At 39.3% G+C, this 21,647-nt stretch carries 17 protein-coding genes; all 17 read left to right on the forward strand.

From position 1 onward, the window contains the following. The first annotated feature begins 467 nt into the window (after positions 1 to 467). The 17 genes from DBT49_RS04965 (at position 468) to DBT49_RS05045 (ending at position 21,576) form a co-directional block, all read left to right on the forward strand. Complete coding sequence (locus DBT49_RS04965) at positions 468 to 1,433, forward strand: ABC transporter substrate-binding protein (protein ID WP_101560458.1); 966 nt, start codon at positions 468 to 470, stop codon at positions 1,431 to 1,433. Positions 1,434 to 1,514: 81 nt separating this feature from the next. After that, entirely contained in the window at positions 1,515 to 2,399 is an 885-nt protein-coding gene (locus DBT49_RS04970; RefSeq protein ID WP_070560250.1) for an ABC transporter permease, read from the forward strand. 16 nt (positions 2,400 to 2,415) lie between these two features. Next, entirely contained in the window at positions 2,416 to 3,222 is an 807-nt protein-coding gene (locus tag DBT49_RS04975; RefSeq protein WP_070560248.1) for an ABC transporter ATP-binding protein, read from the forward strand. 87 nt (positions 3,223 to 3,309) lie between these two features. Next, positions 3,310 to 4,791: an aldehyde dehydrogenase family protein gene (locus DBT49_RS04980; RefSeq protein WP_070560244.1), complete on the forward strand. Its 1,482-nt coding sequence runs from the start codon at positions 3,310 to 3,312 to the stop codon at positions 4,789 to 4,791. Between the two features lie 203 nt (positions 4,792 to 4,994). Then, entirely contained in the window at positions 4,995 to 6,785 is a 1,791-nt protein-coding gene (recQ, locus tag DBT49_RS04985) for a DNA helicase RecQ (RefSeq protein WP_070560242.1), read from the forward strand. Between the two features lie 14 nt (positions 6,786 to 6,799). Further along, complete coding sequence (gene truB / locus DBT49_RS04990) at positions 6,800 to 7,711, forward strand: tRNA pseudouridine(55) synthase TruB (protein ID WP_070560240.1); 912 nt, start codon at positions 6,800 to 6,802, stop codon at positions 7,709 to 7,711. Positions 7,712 to 7,738: 27 nt separating this feature from the next. Further along, the gene (gene ribF, locus DBT49_RS04995) at positions 7,739 to 8,695 is read left to right on the forward strand and encodes a riboflavin biosynthesis protein RibF (RefSeq protein WP_013669069.1); all 957 of its coding nucleotides are present in this window, start codon (positions 7,739 to 7,741) and stop codon (positions 8,693 to 8,695) included. A 307-nt stretch (positions 8,696 to 9,002) separates the two neighbouring features. Beyond that, positions 9,003 to 10,073 carry a heat-inducible transcriptional repressor HrcA gene (hrcA, locus tag DBT49_RS05000; RefSeq protein WP_111872351.1) on the forward strand — a complete coding sequence of 357 codons (1,071 nt, stop codon included), beginning with the start codon at positions 9,003 to 9,005 and terminating at the stop codon, positions 10,071 to 10,073. Positions 10,074 to 10,077: 4 nt separating this feature from the next. Then, complete coding sequence (gene grpE / locus DBT49_RS05005) at positions 10,078 to 10,740, forward strand: nucleotide exchange factor GrpE (protein WP_083300516.1); 663 nt, start codon at positions 10,078 to 10,080, stop codon at positions 10,738 to 10,740. 21 nt (positions 10,741 to 10,761) lie between these two features. After that, positions 10,762 to 12,579: a molecular chaperone DnaK gene (gene dnaK / locus DBT49_RS05010; protein WP_070560238.1), complete on the forward strand. Its 1,818-nt coding sequence runs from the start codon at positions 10,762 to 10,764 to the stop codon at positions 12,577 to 12,579. Between the two features lie 71 nt (positions 12,580 to 12,650). After that, positions 12,651 to 13,811 (forward strand): molecular chaperone DnaJ, encoded by a 1,161-nt coding sequence (dnaJ, locus tag DBT49_RS05015; protein WP_070560236.1) that lies wholly within the window; start codon positions 12,651 to 12,653, stop codon positions 13,809 to 13,811. 214 nt (positions 13,812 to 14,025) lie between these two features. Beyond that, positions 14,026 to 15,852 (forward strand): translation elongation factor 4, encoded by a 1,827-nt coding sequence (lepA, locus tag DBT49_RS05020; RefSeq protein ID WP_070560366.1) that lies wholly within the window; start codon positions 14,026 to 14,028, stop codon positions 15,850 to 15,852. A gap of 69 nt (positions 15,853 to 15,921) precedes the next feature. Beyond that, on the forward strand, positions 15,922 to 16,143 hold the full coding sequence (locus tag DBT49_RS05025) for a type 2 periplasmic-binding domain-containing protein (protein WP_070560234.1): 222 nt from the start codon (positions 15,922 to 15,924) through the stop codon (positions 16,141 to 16,143). Continuing rightward, on the forward strand, positions 16,143 to 16,484 hold the full coding sequence (locus DBT49_RS05030; protein WP_070560232.1) for a type II toxin-antitoxin system PemK/MazF family toxin: 342 nt from the start codon (positions 16,143 to 16,145) through the stop codon (positions 16,482 to 16,484). Before DBT49_RS05025 ends, DBT49_RS05030 begins: the two co-directional genes overlap by 1 nt. Positions 16,485 to 16,585: 101 nt before the next feature. Then, complete coding sequence (locus DBT49_RS05035) at positions 16,586 to 17,656, forward strand: baeRF3 domain-containing protein (RefSeq protein ID WP_070560231.1); 1,071 nt, start codon at positions 16,586 to 16,588, stop codon at positions 17,654 to 17,656. 248 nt (positions 17,657 to 17,904) lie between these two features. Beyond that, positions 17,905 to 19,587, forward strand: a complete 1,683-nt coding sequence (locus tag DBT49_RS05040; RefSeq protein WP_070560229.1) for a formate--tetrahydrofolate ligase — start codon at positions 17,905 to 17,907, stop codon at positions 19,585 to 19,587. 72 nt (positions 19,588 to 19,659) lie between these two features. After that, on the forward strand, positions 19,660 to 21,576 hold the full coding sequence (locus DBT49_RS05045; RefSeq protein WP_070560227.1) for an ABC-F family ATP-binding cassette domain-containing protein: 1,917 nt from the start codon (positions 19,660 to 19,662) through the stop codon (positions 21,574 to 21,576). Positions 21,577 to 21,647: the final 71 nt, after the last annotated feature.

The raw sequence follows: 21,647 nt of genomic DNA on the forward strand, positions 1-21,647 counted from the left end.
AAATTTAAAAATCTAGAAAATATAAACTTATATTTTAAATTAAGAGTTGACTCTGCCTTAAAAATTGTTTAATATTACTTCAACAGCTTAAGAAAGGAGCATGTGATCATGTCAGTTAAATATCTTATCAAGCAGAGCGCATGCTCTACTTATCAAAATGTACGATTTTACTTTAGCTATTTTAGATAGCGTTTGTACTATGAAACATCATAGATACAAACGTCAAACTTAAGTTTGTATCTATGATGGCTAAGGATCTTAAGCGTGTCTAGCCCTCATAGAATGGATAAATTCTAAATGGGTGGCACCACCATTAATATATGCTATTAATAAGCCCATTTAGTTTTGTCCAAACTAGGTGGGCTTTTTTTATACCTTTTGGGAGAGTGATAGTATGGAAGGTCCGTTTAGCTGTCAGAAAAAATAGCAAATCAATTGTGTTTATTTAGTTTTATGGAGGAAAAATGATGAAAAAATATTTACGTTATCTAGCAGCAGGTCTCTTAACCTGTACACTAGCCGCTTGTTCAAATCAAGGCAAGGAAAGTAGTAATGATAAGGTGGATGTGGGGATTATCCAATATATGGAACATGATTCCCTACAAAGAGCCAAGGAAGGGTTCCAAGATAGCCTGAAAGAAGCCGGCTATGAAGAAGGGAAGAATTTAGCGATTGAATTCCACAATTCCCAAGGCGATCAATCGAACTTGCAAAGCATTACCCAGCAATTAAAGGGAAAAAAGGACCTGGTTTTAAGTATTGCTACTCCAGCTGCACAAGCCATGCTCAATACTGACAAGGAGACCCCGCAATTATTTACCGCGGTTACTGATCCGGTCGGCGCTAAATTAGTTGAAAGTATGGAAAAACCGGGTAAAAATATGACCGGTACTAGTGATATGGCTCCTGTCGGTGATGTTGTTGATTTATTATTAAAGGCTGATCCATCCATCAAAACCATCGGGATTTTATATAACTCAAGTGAAGTAAACTCAGAAGTCCAATATGAACAAGCCAAGGAATATATCGAATCCAAGGGCTTAAAGGTCGAAAGTATGACGGTGACATCAACTAATGAAGTCCAACAAGCGACTAAAATCTTAGCAGAAAAAGTAGATGGAATTTACCTTCCAACAGATAACACCATTGCTAATACCATTCAAACGATCGGTAAAGTCTTAATGGAGACCAAGACACCATCCGTAGCCGCTTTCGATGCTGCTATCGAAGGTTCCTTATGTGCCTATGGGGTAGACTACTATAAATTGGGACAACAAACCGGGAATATGGCAGTGGATATTCTCAAGGGCGATAAAAAGCCTGAAGAAACTCCAGTAGAAATGTCTAAGGAACTAGTCGTTAAGGTAAATGATGAAATGGCTGCTGCCTTGGGAATGGATAGTGAAGAATTAAAGGCGCGTTTGAAGGAATAGTAATCAAAGCGATCAATAATTATTAAAGGAAATGAAAGTTAAATAGCCAGATAAGGCATATTTAGAAGAGGTGTAAAAAGAATGGATTTAATGATATCTAGTGTTTCGCAGGGAATGATGTGGTCAATTTTGGCCATTGGGGTATATATTACTTTTAGAATCTTAGGCTTAGCCGACTTATCAGCAGAGGGGAGTTTCCCTCTGGGGGCGGCAGTTTGTGCTAAATTATTAGTTAATCAGGTTCATCCCTTTTTAGCGGTTCTAGCGGCTCTTCTAGCCGGTGCTCTGGCTGGCTTTCTAACAGGTTTTATGACCACAAAGATGAAAATACCGACCCTCTTAGCAGGAATTTTGACCATGACTGGACTTTATTCCATTAATTTAAGGGTCATGGGTCAAGCTAATACTCCCTTACTAGGAGAAAAAACTTTGTTAACTTCCTTAGAGAACTTAGGCTTATCGACAACATGGTCACCATTTTTACTAGGCTTATTAACCGTCATGGTTATTGTTTTAGGACTTGTGATTTTTATGGGCACTGAGTACGGATTGAGTTTAATTGCAACTGGTGATAATGCCTTAATGGCAGAAGCTAACGGGATTCGAACGGACCACGTGCAATTAGTGGGCTACATGATTTCCAATGCCTTGATTGCTCTATCAGGGGCTTTAATCGCTCAGTATAACGGCTATGCTGACCTATCAATGGGAACCGGAACCATCGTCATTGGTCTAGCTGCCATTGTGATTGGCGAAGTCTTATTAAGCCAAGTAAAATTACCAAGTCGTTTATTGTCAATTATTTTGGGTGCGATTATCTACCGAGTAATTATCGACTTAATCATGAAATATATTCCGATTTTACCAAGTGATATCAAGATACTATCCGCCATAGTCTTAGCAATTATCCTATGGGGCCCACAAGTAGAATGGAAGACTAAGAAAAGCGCTCATTTAAATGATTAAAGAAAGGAAAATGATCATGAATGAATTAGTTCAATTAAAGAATTTAAATAAGGTATTTCAAACGCAATCGAGTAAACCCCATCAGGTCATTAAAGATTTAAATCTTTCGATTAAAGATAACGATTTTATTAGTGTTATTGGCAGCAACGGCGCAGGAAAATCAACCATGATGAATCTTATTGCCGGAACGATTCCTTTGAGCTCTGGACAGATTTATTTAGACGACCGTGAAATTTCTGCTTTACCAGCTTATAAACGCGCAAAAATGATTAGTCGGGTCTTTCAAGACCCACAAATGGGCACAGCGAAATCCCTTAGCGTAGAAGAAAACTTAGCCATTGCTTATAAGCGAGGACACAAGCGCAGCTTTCAAACATCTATTACAAAAGATATGCGCGAAGAATTTCGCTCCCGTTTAAGTACCTTAGGCATGGGTTTAGAAAACCGGATGCAAGAACGGGTAAGTTCCTTATCAGGGGGCCAACGTCAAGTCTTAACTTTACTTATGGCTGTCTTACAAACTCCAAAACTATTACTTCTTGACGAGCATACGGCTGCCTTAGATCCGCGCACAAGTGCAATGGTAATGTCTTTAACCCAAGACTTGGTCAGCCAATATCAACTGACTACTCTAATGATCACCCATGATATGAATGATGCGCTAGCTTATGGCAATCGTTTAATCATGCTTCATGATGGCCAAGTAGTTGTTGATATCTCTGGAGAAGAGAAAGAAAATTGTAGTATTGACGACTTACTACAACTCTTCCATCATAATGTCGGTGAAAGTCTCAATAATGATGAGTTATTATTAGCTAATTAAGTAAAGCCAAATCCTTTTAATGAAAGCACTTTTTAGGTATACTGAGATTACATTTTTAACTGTATTCTGAGATGAAGGGAGATAACAATGGATATTAAAGACCTTAAACTTGAAAAGCGTTATCAATTGTTAATCAATGGTGAATGGACTAATGGCAGTGGGCAAGACACGATTGAAGATTATAGCCCAGCAAATGGCGAAAAATTAGCTGAAATTACCGATGCCACTGAGGAAGATGTCAATCAAGCCGTTGCTGCTGCCCGCCAAGCCTTTCCAAAATGGGGAAGAACGGATGTCAAAGAAAGAGCCAAAACTCTTAATCAAATTGCAGATGTTATCGAAGATAACCAAGAGCGTTTGGCTTTAATTGAAACCCTGGATAATGGTAAGCCGATTCGAGAAACCCAAGGAGCTGATATTCCTTTAGCAGCTGACCATTTTCGTTACTTCGCTAGTGTTATTCGTAGCGAGGAAGATAGTTTTAAAATGTTAGACGACAATACCTTATCCATGGTTCTCCGGGAACCAATTGGCGTTGTCGGCCAGATTATTCCTTGGAACTTTCCTTTTTTAATGGCGGCCTGGAAAATAGCGCCAGCTTTAGCAGCGGGGGATACCATTGTATTAAAACCCTCCTCTTCCACTTCTCTAAGCGTTTTAGAGTTAGCTAAATTAATCAATGATCTCTTACCAAAGGGTGTATTAAATATTATTACTGGGAGCGGTTCAAAGAGTGGGGAATACCTCCAACACCATCCAGATATTGATAAAATCGCCTTTACCGGGTCAACTTCGGTTGGCCGCCAAGTAGGGATTTCAGCAGCTGAAAACCTCATCCCAGCTACCCTGGAATTAGGCGGAAAATCGGCCAATATTTTCTTTGAAGATATGGATATGGAACAAGCCTTAGAAGGAGCTCAATTGGGTATCTTATTCAATCAAGGGGAAGTATGCTCAGCAGGATCACGAATTTTAGTGCAAGAATCGATTTATGATGAATTTATCGGTCGCTTAAAAGAAGAATTTAAAAAGGTGAAAGTTGGTTTGCCTTGGGAAAAGGACACCCAATTAGGTGCCCAAGCTAGTCAAGCGCAACATCAAAAGGTGAGCGAATACATTCAAGTAGCTTTAGATGAAGGAGCTGAAATTATTACCGGTGGTCATTCAGCTTCAGAAGGAGACCTTGAAAAGGGCTATTACTTTGAACCAACCTTACTTCTGGCAGACAATAGTATGCGGGTGGCGCAAGAAGAAATTTTTGGCCCTGTTGCTACTGTGATTAAATTTAAAGACGTCGACGACGCCATCCGTATTGCTAATGATAGTGACTATGGCTTAGCAGGAGGTGTATTTACTAAAAATTTAGATACCGCCTTTAAGGTAGCTCGTGGAGTAAGAACGGGACGAATTTGGATTAATACCTATAATAGCTTTGAAGCTGGGGCACCATTTGGGGGCTACAAGGATTCAGGGATTGGTCGAGAAACTCATAAAATGATTCTCAATGCCTATACCCAAGCAAAAAATATCTATATTAATTTAGCTGATGGCAGATCAGGAATGTATTAATCATTGGCTAAGTTGATCGATGCAGACCTAGAAAAGCTAATTAAATAGTAAAACAACAAGAACTAGAAAGTGCTACTTCACTTGGTTAAAGAGACAAGTTGTAGCACTTCTAGTCTTTTTTCTTTGCATCTTAAAGGTGAAATATCCCTAAGCCTCTAGAAAATTTGTTATAATAAAAAAACGTGATGGAGAGGGAGGTTTCTATGCTAATTGAGCATGCTTTGGAAAAATATTTTGGCTATAAAACGTTTCGCCCCGGACAAAAGGAACTCATTGAGAGTATTCTAGCTGGTCGCGATAGTTTGGGGATTCTACCCACTGGCGGAGGCAAATCAATTTGCTATCAATTACCTGCTTTAATCTTACCTGGTATTACTTTAGTAATCTCTCCTTTAATCTCATTAATGAAGGACCAAGTAGATAGTCTTAATGAACATGGAATTCATAGTGTCTATCTAAACTCCAGTCTATCCAGTGAGGATTATTTTGCTGTCCTGGAAAGGATCAATTCTGGACATGTCAAGCTGATTTATATATCACCAGAAAGGTTAAAGAGCGAGTCTTTTCTACAATTAGCTAATGACTTACCCTTAGATCAAATAGCTATTGATGAAGCCCACTGTGTTTCCCAATGGGGACACGACTTTAGAGCCTCTTATAGAGAGATTGCTAACTTTATTGGTCTGTTAAATCACCGACCGGTTGTCAGTGCCTTTACAGCCACAGCTACCAATCGGGTTCAACAGGATATTATTCATCAATTGGCTCTTGAGAACCCCTATGTCCTCATTAATTCCTTTGATCGTCCCAACCTGACTTTTGAGGTAATGGAACCAGAATCAAAGAAGAAGACTGTAATGGATTTAATAGATAAAGAAGAAGCAGCTATCATTTATGCTTCTTCTCGAAAAACTGTTGATCGTTTGAGTGAATGGCTAAGTGACCAAGGCCTTCCGGTGAGCGCTTACCATGCGGGAATGAGCCCAGCAGACCGTATGGCTTCGCAAAATGACTTTATCTATGAGCGTACTAATATCATTGTAGCAACCAATGCCTTTGGGATGGGAATTGATAAACCTGATGTTCGGCGGGTGATCCATTATAACTTGCCCACTAATTTAGAGAGTTACTACCAAGAAGCAGGCCGGGCAGGCAGAGACGGCTTGCCGGCTAGAGCCATTCTTCTCTACAGCCCCAAGGATATCTTGACCGCTAAATTTTTAATTAGTCAAAGCAATGATCCCACTAGTGAAGGTCGCTTAAATGATATGATTAATTATGCAACGACCTCTTCCTGCTTGAGACAACACATTTTAGCCTACTTCGGTCAGGAAGCTCCTGACCATTGCCAAAATTGCTCCAATTGTTTGCAGCAAGTCAAAAAGGTTGATGTCAGTCGAGAAGGACAAATGATCCTCTCTTGTATTGTTAGAATGGCTTATCCTTATGGCATGACCCTAGTCACAGATGTTTTAAAAGGTAAAAAACTCCAAAAAATTAAAGAGAAACATTTTGACCAATTATCAACCTATGCTTTGTTAAAAGACATGAATGAGCAAACAATTAAGAATATTATTTCTCAATTAATTTCTGAAGGGGCCTTGGCGGTTAATGAATATAAGGGACTTAGCCTTACGAAAAAGGCGCTACCTATTCTAAAAGGAAATAAGTGCCTTTATATTAAAGAATCTGCCTATATTCGATCAGAAAATAAAACGAAGACTAGTCAGAAAGCTCAATCATTGACTGATCATTTATCGCCAGAAGATGAAGAATTATTTGAAGCACTTCGTGAATTACGCTATAGTTTAGCTAGTGAAGAAAATGTTCCTGCCTATATTATTTTTAATAACCAGAGTCTTCTTGATATGGTGGAAATAAAGCCTAAGAACTATCATGAATTTCTTGATATTAGCGGGGTAGGTCCAGTAAAGGCAGATAAATATGCAGATGACTTCTGTCAGTTAATCGAAGATTTTGTAAGTATTAAATAATAGGAGGTGAAGCCATGGATGGCATAATTCCTTTATGGAAGGAAAGAGGGATGACTAGTCACGATTGTGTCAATGCCTTACGTAAATTGTTAAAGACCAGACGGGTGGGACATACCGGTACCTTGGATCCCAATGTGAGTGGCGTATTGCCAATTTGTGTGAATAAGGCGACAAAAATGGCTAATTGGATCACTGATAAGGAAAAGGTCTATCAAGGAGAAATTACCTTAGGTTTTCAAACAGAAACAGAAGATTTGGACGGAAAAATTGTTCGCCAAACGCCTGTGAAGGAAGCTGTCGATGGACAGCTTATTCAAAAAGCTATGGATAGCATGTTAGGTACAATTACTCAAGTCCCTCCCATGTATTCTGCTGTTAAGGTTAACGGTCGAAAGTTATATGACTATGCCCGCCATGGTGAGAAGGTTGACCGCCCGAAAAGACTGGTTAATGTCTATGAATTTGACCTTATAAAGCCCTGCCGATACGATCAAGGCCAGCAAGTGCAAAGTTTTAATTTTCGCGTCCGGTGTGGCAAGGGGACATATGTGAGGACCCTTGCTTCAGACTTAGGAGAGGCACTAGGCTATGCTGCGACCATGACTGACCTTAGTCGGATAGCCTCGAGCCCCTTTACCCAATCACAATGCTTTACTTTATCTGAAATTGAAGATCAAATTAGTCAAGGAAAAAATGATTTTATTTTTCCCATCGATTTTTTGATCCAAGACTTAGTTCATATTGAGATTAGTGGCAAATTAGAAAAACTCGTCAGCAACGGGGCGGTTTTAAATAAAAATAATTTGGCCGAAGAATATCGAGACCAATTGCCGGTGGCTTTTTATGGCCAGCAAGGACTCATGGCTATTTATGGACAACATCCCAGTGATGAAGAACAAATGAAACCGTTAAAAATGCTGATATAACTGATGACTTTAACAATGAGGTGTCTTATGCAAGTAATAACCATTCATCATCCCATAGATCAGAATCTTAAAAATAATGAGGGCATCGTTTTAGCTTTGGGTTTTTTTGATGGTGTCCACCGTGGCCATCAAGCAGTGATTAAAGCTGCAAGGAAGGAAGCCTTCAAACGCAAGCTTCCATTAGCAGTGATGACATTTAATATTTCACCTTTAATTGTTAATCAAGACCTTCACCCTAATCAAATGAAATACCTGACGCAAAATCAAGAAAAGATGCTTTTACTTGAGACTTTTGGGGTAGATCGGGTTTACTTAGTTGATTATACCAGTGCCTTTTCTAATCAAAGCCCCAAAGCTTTCGTTGATAATTATCTGGTTGGCTTAAATGCTAAGGTAGTTGTTGCGGGCTTTGATTATACCTATGGAGCTAAAGCCATAGCTAATATGAAAAACTTGCCAGACTATGCTGAAGATCGCTTCAAAATTATTGAAGTCCCCGTATTGAATGAAAATAATAATAAAATTGCTTCCAAACAGATTCGCAAGGAGCTAACTGAGGGATCATTGGAAGAAGCTAACCAGGCGCTGGGCTATCCTTATTTCTTCCGTGGTTTGGTCATTAACGGCTTTAAACGAGGCCGTACCCTAGGCTTTCCAACGGCTAATATCTATACCCAGGCCAGTACTTTAATTCCCAAAGTTGGTGTTTATTTGGTTCAATGTCAAATCAACCATCAGCTATTCTGGGGGATGGCTTCCATTGGATATAATGTCACTTTTGGTGATGATAATGACAAGACCATTGAAATTAACTTGTTTGATTTTGAGTCAGAAATTTATGGTGAAGAAATGCTGGTATTTTGGTACGAATATTTACGGGGTGAAAAGAAATTCTCTAGTGTAGAGGCTATGGTGGAACAGTTGAATCAAGATAAAAGTGACTGCCTAAGTCGTCTACAAAAATATGAAAATTATCAAAACTAAATTCTCTAAAAAGTTGGTGTCGATTTGCCAACTTTTTTTATTTTGTCATTTTTGTATGAGGCTAGGGACCGATCCAAGGTAAAGGTTGAGTCGCTAGTAAGTTATCACTGCCAGCTGTTATTACTAAGTAAGGGCTATCTTTTAACATTACCTATGAAATTGTTTTGCTAAAGGTCAAAATAGGAATTGTAATGACTAGGAAATTCTTTGAAAAACAGTTTGACTTTTATTGACATATGCACTTAACCATGTTAGTATATAGATATGTTAGCAGAAGGAGCTGTCAAGTGCTAAAAGAGGTGATAAGATGTTAAGTAAAAGACAAATTATTGTTTTAAAAGCAATTATTGACGCCTATAGTCAAAGTGAAGAACCGATTGGCTCTAAATCGATTCTAAAACTGACTGGCCTTGAGGCAAGTTCTGCAACTATTAGAAATGATATGGCAAAACTTGAAAAACTTGATTTGATTAAAAAGATGCACTCGTCTTCCGGAAGAGTGCCCACTGAAGCCGGCTATCGTTTCTACATTAATTATATTCTTCCCAAGAATGGTGGAATTATCGATAGTGGATTAAGTGAAGCGGAAAATGAAAAGGTGAGTGAAATATTTCAATCACCTTACTTGGCCTTAGATGAAATCGTTAATCGCTCAACTGAACTTTTAGCTGAGCTAACGAACTATGTGGCGATTTCTTTAGGACCTGACGCTTACCATTATCACTTAGCTGGCTTTCGCTTTGTACCGGTAACTAGCCGGCAAGTGATGCTTGTCTTAGTGACAGAAGAAGGGACAGTGGAAACGCAAATTTATCGTTTGCCAGACAGTGTATCTATGGAAGCCTTAGAGGATATGGCAAATATTATTAACCGTGATTTAATTGGTTTAAGTCTTCCTAGCGTTCTTGTACGCCTTAAAAGTAACTATATGTCCTATTTCGATGAATCAATTCGACGCTTACTTTATGAAGGAAGTATAATCGAAGATTTACTTAAAAAAATGGATGCTTCACGCGTCTTTGCTAAAGGTAAGGCAAATCTCTATAATCATCTCTATCAAAGTGATGCTTACCAACAGGTAGAGAATTTAAATCGTCTATTTGCTAATCCTAACTTATTAGATACACTCATTGATCCTGGTGATCAAGGGATTCAAGTGAAGGTAGGTAAGGACATGCAGGCTGATGGCCTCAATCATTTATCTATTATGGCTACCAATTTTGTTGGTGGTAATAATGATCAACAAACGATTTCTGTGGCTATTCTCGGCCCAGAAAATATGTCTTACCTGCGAATGGCTCAACTATTTCAAGGTGTGAGACTACAGCTCAATCACTATATCGATTCATATTATAAAAATGATAAAGAGGAGGGGTAAACAGATGAGCAAAGTTCATAATAAGAACAATCAGGATGTTGACCCAGAAAATATAACTGAAGATGAAAAGTCTATCCAGGATAAAAACAAGGCTCAAGATTTGAAACAAAATCAAAATAATAAAGCCGATAAGGATAATGAGTCAGAACACCTGGCTGATGATGAGAAAAATAAAACCGCAGATGAAGATAAAGAAGTCCATGAGAATGATAAAGAGAGTGAACTTCAAAGCATAAAGAAAGAACTTGAAGAAAAAAATGATCAAATTCTTCGCTTATCTGCGGAAATTAAGAATATTCAAAGAAGAAATAATAAGGAAAGACAAGATGCTGCTAAATACCGTTCCCAACATTTAGCTGAAAAACTCTTAGGTGCAGTTGATAACTTAGAACGGGCCTTGACTATTGAAGCAGATGATGAAGCAAGTCGCAGTATGAAACGCGGCATTGAAATGGTATTGGAAAGTATTCAAAGTGCCTTTAATGATGAAGAAATAAAAACGATTGATCCTAAAGGTGAAAAATTTGATCCTAATTTCCACCAATCCGTTTCATCTGTTCCTGCTGATGACGGTCAAGAATCAGATACTATCGTTGAAGTCTATCAAAAAGGCTATGTCATCAAAGACCGTGTCTTAAGACCAGCTATGGTAGTCGTTGCACAATAATAAAAAAGGAGATAATAAATAATGAGTAAAATTATAGGAATTGACTTAGGAACTACAAACTCTGCCGTTTCAGTATTAGAAGGTGGAGAACCAGTAATTATTACTAACCCAGAAGGCAATCGCACTTCACCCTCTGTAGTAGCTTTTAAAGATGGCGAAATTCAAGTAGGAGAAGTCGCTAAACGCCAAATGGTGACAAACCCGAATACAGTTGCTTCGATTAAACGTCATATGGGGGAATCCGGGTACAAGGTTCATGTCAATGACAAAGATTACACCCCAGAAGAAATTTCTGCTATGATCTTACAATACCTAAAAGGCTACGCTGAAGATTACTTAGGAGAAAGTGTAAGTAAAGCTGTTATTACTGTGCCAGCTTACTTTAATGACGCCCAACGTCAAGCAACCAAAGATGCTGGTAAAATTGCCGGCTTAGAAGTTGAACGGATTGTTAACGAACCTACTGCAGCTGCTTTAGCTTATGGTTTAGACAAAGATGATAAAGACGAACAAATCCTAGTCTTTGACCTAGGTGGCGGGACCTTTGACGTTTCTGTCTTAGAACTCGGTGACGGTGTCTTTGAAGTTTTATCTACTGCCGGCGATAATAAATTAGGTGGGGATGACTTTGACCAACGCATTGTGGACTACTTAGTTGAAGAATTTAAGAAGGATAATGGGATCGATCTTTCCAATGACAAAATGGCTATGCAACGTCTCAAAGATGCTGCAGAAAAAGCGAAAAAGGATTTATCCGGAGTTACCTCTACACAAATCAGCTTACCATTCATCTCTGCTGGTGAAAGTGGTCCATTACACTTAGAATTAACCTTAACTCGGGCAAAATTCAACGAACTTACTGATGACTTAGTTGACCGGACCACTAAACCCGTTCAACAAGCCTTAGCTGACGCTGACTTATCCAAGTCAGATATTGACCAAGTGATTTTAGTTGGTGGTTCTACCCGTATTCCGGCAGTGGTTGACCATGTTAAAGAATTAACTGGCCAAGACCCACACCGTGGTGTTAACCCTGATGAAGTGGTTGCTATGGGTGCTGCTATTCAAGGTGGTGTGATTACTGGTGACGTTAAAGACGTTGTCTTGCTCGATGTTACGCCACTATCCTTAGGTATTGAAACCATGGGTGGGGTCTTCACCAAATTAATTGATCGGAACACGACTATCCCAACCTCTAAATCCCAAGTCTTTTCAACGGCTGCAGATAACCAACCCGCTGTAGATATCCACGTCTTACAAGGTGAACGTCCTATGGCTGCTGACAACAAGACTTTAGGTCGTTTCCAATTAACCGATATTAACCCAGCTCCTCGTGGTGTCCCTCAAATCGAAGTGAAATTTGATATTGACAAAAACGGGATCGTTAATGTTTCAGCCACAGATAAAGGCACCGGTAAGGAGCAAGCGATTACCATTCAATCTAATTCTGGTTTAACCGATGAAGAAATTGACCGCATGATGAAAGATGCTGAAGCTAACGCTGAAGAAGATAACAAGCGTAAAGAAGAAGCAGAATTGAAGAATGAAGTTGAACAAATCATCCATCAAACCGAAAAAACTACTAAAGATGTTGAAGGTAAAGCAGATCAAGCAGACATCGATAAAGCCAACCAATTAAAAGACGAACTAAAGGCTGCCCAAGAAGCTGGAAATACTGATGAGATGAAGGCTAAGAAGGACGAATTAATGGAAGTTCTTCAACAATTAACGGTAAAACTTTACGAAGCTAACCAAGCAGAAGGCCAAAATGAAAATCAAGATAATAATGATGATGGTACCGTTGAAGGTGACTTCGAAGAAGTAAATGACGATAAATAATCGACTATAGTAGGCTTGTCCCTGTCTTAAGGCAGGGACAAACTATTGTATCGAGGATAAGGGGGTAAAATATGGCTAAAGGAGATTACTATGACATTTTAGGTGTCAGTAAAGACGCCAGCCAGAAAGATATCAAGCGTGCTTACCGTAAACTAGCAAAAAAATATCATCCTGATTTAAACCATGATCCCGGTGCTGAAGAAAAATATAAAGAAGTAACGGAAGCATATGAAGTTTTAAGTGATGAAAACAAACGGAAACAATACGATCAGTTTGGTCATGCTGGTGCAAATGGTGGTTTCGGTGGCTTTGGCAACGGAAGTTATCAATCCTACTCAGGACAAGGTTTCTCTGGCTTTGAAGATATCTTCGATCAGTTCTTTGGTGGTCAAGGTGGCTTCGGTGGCTTTGGCTCGTCTGCTAGTCAACGGTCTAGGACTGCACCTCGCCGTGGGGATGACTTACAATACACCATGGATTTAAGCTTTGAAGAAGCTATCTTTGGTAAAGAAGAAACGATCTCATATAAACGCGAAGAAGCTTGCCAGGTTTGTGAAGGCTCTGGTGCTAAGCCAGGAACGTCGAAGAAAACTTGCCCAACCTGTAATGGGCAAGGGGTCGTTCAACAAGTAAGAAATACCCCATTTGGTCAAATGGCTAGCCAAACCACCTGTAGCCAGTGTCAAGGTGAAGGTAAGATTATCGAAGACCCATGTACTAATTGCCAAGGAAGCGGTCGAGAAGAGAAGAGCCATACGGTTAAAGTGAAGGTCCCAGCCGGTGTAGAAGATGGGCAATCGATTCGTCTTTCCGGACAAGGTTCAGCTGGCTACAATAAGGGTCCAGCTGGGGACCTCTATGTGGTTTTCCGTGTAGCTAAAAGTAATATCTTCCAACGCAAAGGGTCACAAATCAGTATTGACTTGCCTCTAAACTTTGCCCAAGCCGCTCTGGGTGATGAAGTTGAGGTTCCAACCGTTCACGGCAAAGTGAACCTTAAGATTCCTGCAGGTACACAAAGCGGAGATACCATTCGTTTACGTGGCAAAGGCGCCCCAGTATTAAACCGTGATCGCAATGGGGACCAATTAGTCAATATTAAGATCATTACACCTAAACATCTCAATGACAAACAAAAGGCTGCTCTTCGTGACTATGCTAAGGCATCTGGAAATAATGTCACTGAAGAAGAGAAGAATTTCTTTGATAAGATTAAAGATGCCTTTTCATAAGCAAAATGAGGTTGAAATTTTTAACTGATTTTAATCATCTAAAAACCGTAATCTTCTGCCTAGGAAGGTTACGGTTTTTTGCTTTAGCTATACTAGAACTTTTTTTAATGCTTTGTTTTAGATATCATCTGAACTCTGCATGGGTATATGTTATAATGAAGGGTGAACTCTTTATAGATTAGATAAGGAAGTGAGCAAACGAGTGACAAAAGCAATTGATATTAATGAATTAAAAGAAAGACAGAAACGCATTAGAAATTTTTCGATTGTGGCCCATATTGACCACGGTAAGTCAACTTTAGCTGACCGTATTTTGCAAAAGACTGGGACGGTTTCCGACCGGGAAATGCATGATCAACTACTTGATTCCATGGATTTAGAGCAAGAACGTGGCATCACTATTAAACTAAATGCCGTTGAATTAGAGTACCAAGCAGAAGATGGCCAAGAATATATCTTCCATTTGATCGATACTCCTGGGCACGTCGATTTTGCCTATGAAGTATCACGGAGTCTGCAAGCCTGTGAAGGGGCGCTTTTGGTGGTTGATGCGGCTCAAGGGATTGAAGCTCAAACTTTGGCAAATGCTTATTTAGCAGTGGATAATGATTTAGAGTTAGTGCCAGTCATCAATAAGATCGATTTACCTGCAGCTAATCCTGAATATGTCAGAACTGAAATTGAGGATATTATTGGTATTGATGCAAGCGAGGCGGTCTTGTGTAGTGCTAAGACTGGGATTGGTATTGAAGAAATCCTGGAACAAATTGTGACTAAAATACCTGCTCCCCAAGGGGATATCGAAGCGCCTCTCCAGGCATTGATTTTCGACTCCGTCTATGATTCTTATCGGGGAGTCGTTCTTAGTGTGCGGATTGAAAACGGCATAGTAAAACCTGGTGATACCATTGAATTAATGAGTAATGGTAAGCAGTTTGATGTCACTGACCTAGGAATTATGTCGCCTCACCCCATTAGTCGGGATTATTTAATGGCAGGGGATGTTGGCTATATTACTGCAAGTATCAAGACTATCCAAGATACTAAGGTGGGCGATACTGTGACTTTAGCGGATCGTCCTGCAGCAGAAGCCTTACCTGGTTATCGTCCCATGATGCCTATGGTATATAGTGGTCTATATCCAGTAGATTCTGCTGATTATGTTGCCCTTAGAGAAGCCTTAGAAAAGCTGCAATTAAACGACGCCTCTCTAACCTTTGAGCCGGAATCTTCCCAAGCTTTAGGTTTTGGCTATCGGTGTGGTTTCTTAGGTATGCTCCATATGGATGTTACTCAAGAACGACTCGAACGTGATTTCAACCTTGATTTAATCATGACCGCACCATCGGTTATTTACCATGTTTATAAAACCGATGGGGAAATGGTAGAAGTCTCCAACCCTTCTGAAATGCCAGATAATACCCAAATCGATTGGATTGAAGAGCCTTACGTCCGTGCTGAAATTATGGTACCTAAGGATTTTGTTGGAAATGTCATGGAACTTGCCCAACAAAAGCGGGGAAATTTTGTCAACATGGAATACCTGGATGATATTCGGGTGAATATTATTTATGAAATGCCCCTGAATGAAGTGATTTTTGACTTTTTTGACCGTCTAAAATCCGGCACCAAGGGCTATGCTTCGCTTGACTATCAACTGATCGGTTATCAAAAGAGCAATTTAGTCAAACTCGATATCTTACTGAGTGGAGAACCTGTCGACGCCTTGAGTACTATTGTCCACCGTGATTTTGCCTATGACCGTGGGCGTAAACTAGCCGAAAAATTAAAAGAAGTGATTCCACGGCAAATGTTCGAAGTGCCTGTTCAAGCAGCCATTGGGAATAAAATTATTGCTCGCACTACGATCAAGGCTTATCGAAAAGATGTTACTGCCAAGTTATATGGTGGTGACGTCACCAGAAGACAGAAGCTGTTGAAGAAACAAAAAGAAGGTAAGAAGCGCATGAAGGCAGTAGGATCTGTTGAAGTGCCTCAGGAAGCCTTCCTGGCCATCTTGGATATGGATGATGAGAAATAGAGTTAAAGAAAAAAGACTGCTTAGGCGGTCTTTTTTCACCTGAAGAATTAAACATGAGGAGGCTAAGTCTTGGATTTAAAAATTATTCACACTGAAAAGGGGCCTGCTTTACTGCTGCCAAATGAAGAAATATTTAAAGAATATAGTCAATGGACTTTAAAGGAAAATGATGACCAAGAAGATAGCTTTATTTTACTTCCCCGGGTAGATAACCCTTATCGTCATGCTTGTGATGGGGAATTTTACCTGGGAGAAGCCTGGGATGATTACGATCACAAGGAGGTGGACTGATGGCCTACCAACCACGGCAAAAAGACATTGTCTGGATTAATTTTAACCCTTCCAAGGGGCACGAAATTCAAAAACGCCGGCCAGCTTTAATCGTTTCCTCCGATGACTATAACCATGCCACCCATTTTGTCATTGTCTGCCCGATAACCAATACAAAAAGGAAACTTAAAACCCATTTAAGACTAAAGGGCTACCAAACTACAGGTCAAGTGATGACCCAGCAAATGTATTCTTTAGATGTGACTGAAGCTGGTGGAAGAGAAATTCAATACATCGAAAGATTGTCTAAAAAAGATTTCCATCTTATTAAACAACTAATTCAATATAATTTTGATTTTTAACTACTTGATTATTTTAAAGTAAACCTTTCCGTTAGTAAAAAGCCAATATTTATTTTATAGTAGATATAGAAGTTGAAGCGCTTAAGGGAAAGGAGACTACTATGACTGTTGACAAACGTTTACCGCGTCTAGTAAAAGCAAATGAAGAAACCACTAGCCCCAAAATTTCCATATATATGACGACTCATCGAGCTGCTCCGGAAAATCAGCAAGATCCTATCCGTTATGAAAATTTACTCAATGAAGTCAAGACTCAATTAGAGACTAATTATCCCGATAGTGATTGGCAAAGGACTTTTGATCACTTATCCAAGTTAATTGATGAAAAAGTTGATTTTTGGCAAAAAAATAAAGAGGGCTTGGTGATATTAGCTAGTGATCAGTTGATTGAGATCTTTAGATTACGGCAAGAGCAAGAGGAAATCGCCTATGTAGGAGATTATTTCCATTTGGTTCCCTTATTAGCTTACTATGAGGAAGCTTTTGATGTGATTTTGGCCGATATTGCTAAAGACCAAGTCCAATTATATTTAGCTGACCAGTATTCCTATGAACCGACTGAGATTGATGAAATCAAAAGTTCATTTTACGATATTTATGACGATAATGATTCCGAAAACAAACAAACGACATCTAGGGGTCAAGGGTCTATCCATTCTAATCAAAGCAAATCAGCCCAAGTTGAAAGAGATCGAGATAAATATTTCAGATACCTAGATCAAGAATTCGACAAACTGGCTAAGGAAGTGGAAAGAAAAATATTATTAGCTGGAACCAAGGAGAATATTGCTGCCTTTAAAAAGGAATCTTCATCGAAGGTTTACTTGGATACAGCGATTGAGCAGCCAATTAGCGGCGAAAACCACCAAAGAATTAAAGCGCTTTTAGCTGAGACTCTGTCACCACTAGCCAAAGACAATGTTAAAAGCATAGAAGATAATATTGAAGAGGCTAGGGGAGCTTCTCTTCTTATGGAAGAAGTTGAGGATATTCAGCTAGCAGCTAAAGAAGGTAGGATTGCTGAGCTAGTAATTTTCTATGGAGAGACGTCGACTTATGCGAGTTTGATTGATGAATTAATCCATCAAACCATTATAAATGGTGGGGAGATTTCAGTTATTCCTGCTAGCTCTGTTTCAGAGACGTCTACTTATGCCTTGTTACGTTATTAGGAGAATGAGCTTATTAATAGGGACTAAGTTTAACTGGATATGAAATTCTGGTGTTGATTGAGGACTCAAATTCCTCGTCGACACCATTTTTCTTGGCTAATACCGTAGTTAAAATAGGAGCTCCTTTTCCTGATCGACATAGTCAAAGCTTAAGTTTTTAATTTTAAAATAGAAAATTATTTTCTTAAGGCTCAAGTTAAATTCCTATAGTATAATTTAACTACTAAGCAGTGAAATGAGGTTATAACATGTTAACGGATATCGAAATTGCACAAGCTAATAAGTCTTTACCTATTAAAGAGATTGCCAAAGAAGTCAATTTAAACGAAGAGGATCTGATTCCTTATGGCCATGATAAGGCTAAAATTAACCATCAAGCCCTTGAAAAATTAAAAGATAATAAAAAAGGTAGGCTAATTTTAGTAACATCGATTAATCCTACCCCTGCAGGCGAAGGAAAATCTACCTTGACTATTGGCTTAGGTGATGCCCTAAGACGCTTAGATAAAAAAACCATGATTGCCCTAAGAGAACCCTCACTGGGACCGACAATGGGATTAAAAGGCGGGGCAGCTGGTGGAGGCTATGCCCAAGTAGTGCCTATGGAAGATATTAATTTACATTTTACCGGTGATCTACACGCGATTACTCAAGCTAATAATCTTCTATCAGCAATTATTGATAACCACATTCAACAGGGAAACCAGTTAGGTATTGATAGCCGACGGATTACCTGGAAACGGGTCATGGATATGAATGACCGGGTGTTACGTCATATTGTGGTAGGCCTGGGGAGTCCTGGTAATGGCTATGTACGCGAAGATGGTTTTGATATTACCGTTGCCTCAGAGATTATGGCAATCCTTTGCCTTTCTAGAAATCTTGATGAATTACGTCAACGCTTCGATAAAATTGTGATTGGCTATACTCGAGACCAAGAAGCGGTTACAGTAAAAGATTTAGGCTGTTCAGGTGCCATGGCCTTATTAATGAAGGATGCTATTTTACCGAATTTAGTGCAAACCCTAGAACATACGCCAGCATTGATCCATGGGGGACCTTTTGCTAATATTGCCCATGGCTGCAATTCAGTGATTGCAACCGATACGGCTCTTCGTTTAGCAGATTATGTGATCACTGAAGCTGGCTTTGGAGCTGACTTAGGGGCCGAGAAATTTATGGATATCAAAGTTCCTATCTTAGAAAAATCTCCCGATGCCGTAGTTATCGTGGCTACTGCAAGAGCCCTAAAACATCACGGCAATCCTGATTTGGATAAAAATGCAGCTTTAGAGGAAAAACTCGAGGCAGTTAGAAAAGGCTTTGCTAACCTAGGTCGACATATTCAAATTATGAAATCCTACCAAGTCCCTGTTTTAGTAGCTATTAATCACTTTAAGGACGATACTGACGAAGAGATTGAACTGATAAAAGAGCTCTGTCAAAAAGAGGAGACGCCTTCTTACTTGGCAGATGTCTGGGAAAAAGGAGGCCAAGGGGCGCTTGACCTTGGTCAAGCCGTGATCGACTCCATTGATGGAGAGCAAAATACTCACTTTCAACCCCTTTATCAAGCTGATGAAATGAGTATTGAAGAAAAAATTCAAGTAATTAATCAAAAAATATACGGTGGGGAGGGTGTTGAATATTCAGCCGAGGCTAAGAAACAATTAGCGGCTATTAAGAAAAACGGCTGGGATCATTTACCGGTATGTATGGCAAAAACCCAATACTCCCTGAGTGATGATCCTAAATTGCTAGGTGCTCCAGAGAATTTCACCCTACATATTCGTGAGTTAGTTCCCAAGCTAGGGGCAGGCTTCATTGTTGCTTTGACGGGTAACGTTTTAACCATGCCAGGTTTACCTAAGCAACCAGCTGCTCTCAAGATGTCCATTGATAATCAAGGAAAGATTAGTGGACTTTTCTAGCAATTCGCTGACTATGCCCAAGTCTATGAGTTGTGCTAGAATGGAACAGAAGTTAAAAGAGGAGCGATTATTTTGCAAGATTACTTAGCTAAAAATTGGAGTAAAACATATGGCATCAAACAGTTACTTGATGAGGTATCTTTTTTAATTCGTGAAGGCGACCATATTGCCTTGATCGGCCCCAATGGATCAGGGAAGTCCACCTTATTAAAAATTTTAGCCGGTAAGGATCATCTGGATAGCGGAACGATTGAACATAGTAACGATTATTCCATCGGTTTAGTTAGTCAAAATCCAGACTTAGATGATCAGCAAAGCCTCTTTGAAGCGGTATATTCTGGAGATAGTCCCTTAGTCAAAACAGTTAAAGCCTATGAACAAGCGACACTGGCTCTGTCTCAAGATCCTAATGATGAAAAGAAACAAAAGGAATTTTCACATTGGGAAAGCGAAATGAATCGCTTAGATGCTTGGCAGTTAGATACAAACATTCAAACTATCCTTACTAAGTTGGAACTCAATGATCTCTATCAAAAGGTAGGGCATTTAAGCGGGGGCCAAAAACGCAGGTTGGGATTGGCTAAAGTATTAATTGATGAACCTGATCTTTTATTGTTGGATGAACCGACTAACCACATGGATTTTGAAATGGTCAAATGGCTGGAAAATTATATTAATAATTATAAAAAATCAGTGGTTATTGTGACTCATGACCGTTACTTCCTGGATACGGTAGCCCAACGGGTATTTGCCTTAGATAGAGGGAAACTGACTGAATACCAGGGAAATTACCAAGATTACTTGAACAAACGTGCCGTTGAGTTAGATGTTGAAGCCGCTAATCAAGCCAAGCAAAAGAAATTGTATAAGCAGGAACTGGCCTGGATGCGCCAAGGGGCTAAGGCCAGATCTACCAAGCAACAGGCCCGTATTAATCGTTTTAATGATCTTAAAGAAGATTTAAATCAGCACCGGTCTCTTCAAGGTTCCGTTCAACTAGACTTTGATCAAGAACGTTTAGGGAAAAAAGTTATTTCTCTAGAAGACGTTAGTGTGGGTTATGATAGCCGCCAGCCTTTACTTGAAGATATTAATTTACTAATCCAAAATCGGGACCGCATCGGTATTATTGGTGAAAATGGTGTCGGTAAGACCAGCTTACTAAATACCATTGCGGGAATAATCCCTCCTTTAAGCGGACAGATTGACATTGGACCTACTGTTAAGATTGCTTATTTCCAACAAGTTCCTACTGATTTACCAGAAAATAAGCGACTAATTAACTATATTAGTGAAGTTGCTGATGAAATTGTCTATGATGATGGACGTAAACTGTCAGCATCGCAAATGTTAGAAACTTTTTTATTTAACCGGGAAAGTCATGGACAGTTAATTGCTAAATTATCAGGTGGAGAAAAGAAACGTTTGTATCTTTTGCGCTTATTAATGGAACGGCCTAATGTCTTATTCCTAGACGAACCTACCAATGATTTAGATATTGATACTTTAACAGTCTTAGAGGATTACCTGGCTCAATTTCCGGGTGCGATGTTGACGGTTAGCCATGACCGCTACTTTTTAGATAAAACGGTTGATAAATTATTAATTGTTCATAAGGACAAATCTTGTCAACTATTTTTTGGAAACTTCACGGACTATGAAAGGGAGCATAAAGAAAAAGCCAAAAGTGGCCATTCTCCAAAACAAAGTCAAGTCCAAAAAAGTGATGATCTACATAAAAGTAATGCTTCTGACACTAGTCAAAGTAGTAAGAAAAGAATGACCTATAAAGAAAAGCAAGATTGGCAAGTTATTGAGAGTCAAATCGATCAGTTAGAGACTGATATCCAAAGAATAGAAAATGATATGCTAGCAAATGGATCCGACTACGGAAAGTTATCTGAGCTGCAAAAAGAAAAAGAAAGCAAAGAAAATGATTTGCTAGAAAAAATGGAATATTGGGATTATTTGAGTGAATTGAAACCTTAAGCTAAGATACGAAAATTTTGAGAGATACTCTGTGGTACTATGAAGCCTTAATATAATTATTGGAGGGAAAA

Source organism: Aerococcus mictus (assembly GCF_003286595.3).
In the GTDB taxonomy this organism is placed as follows: domain Bacteria; phylum Bacillota; class Bacilli; order Lactobacillales; family Aerococcaceae; genus Aerococcus; species Aerococcus mictus.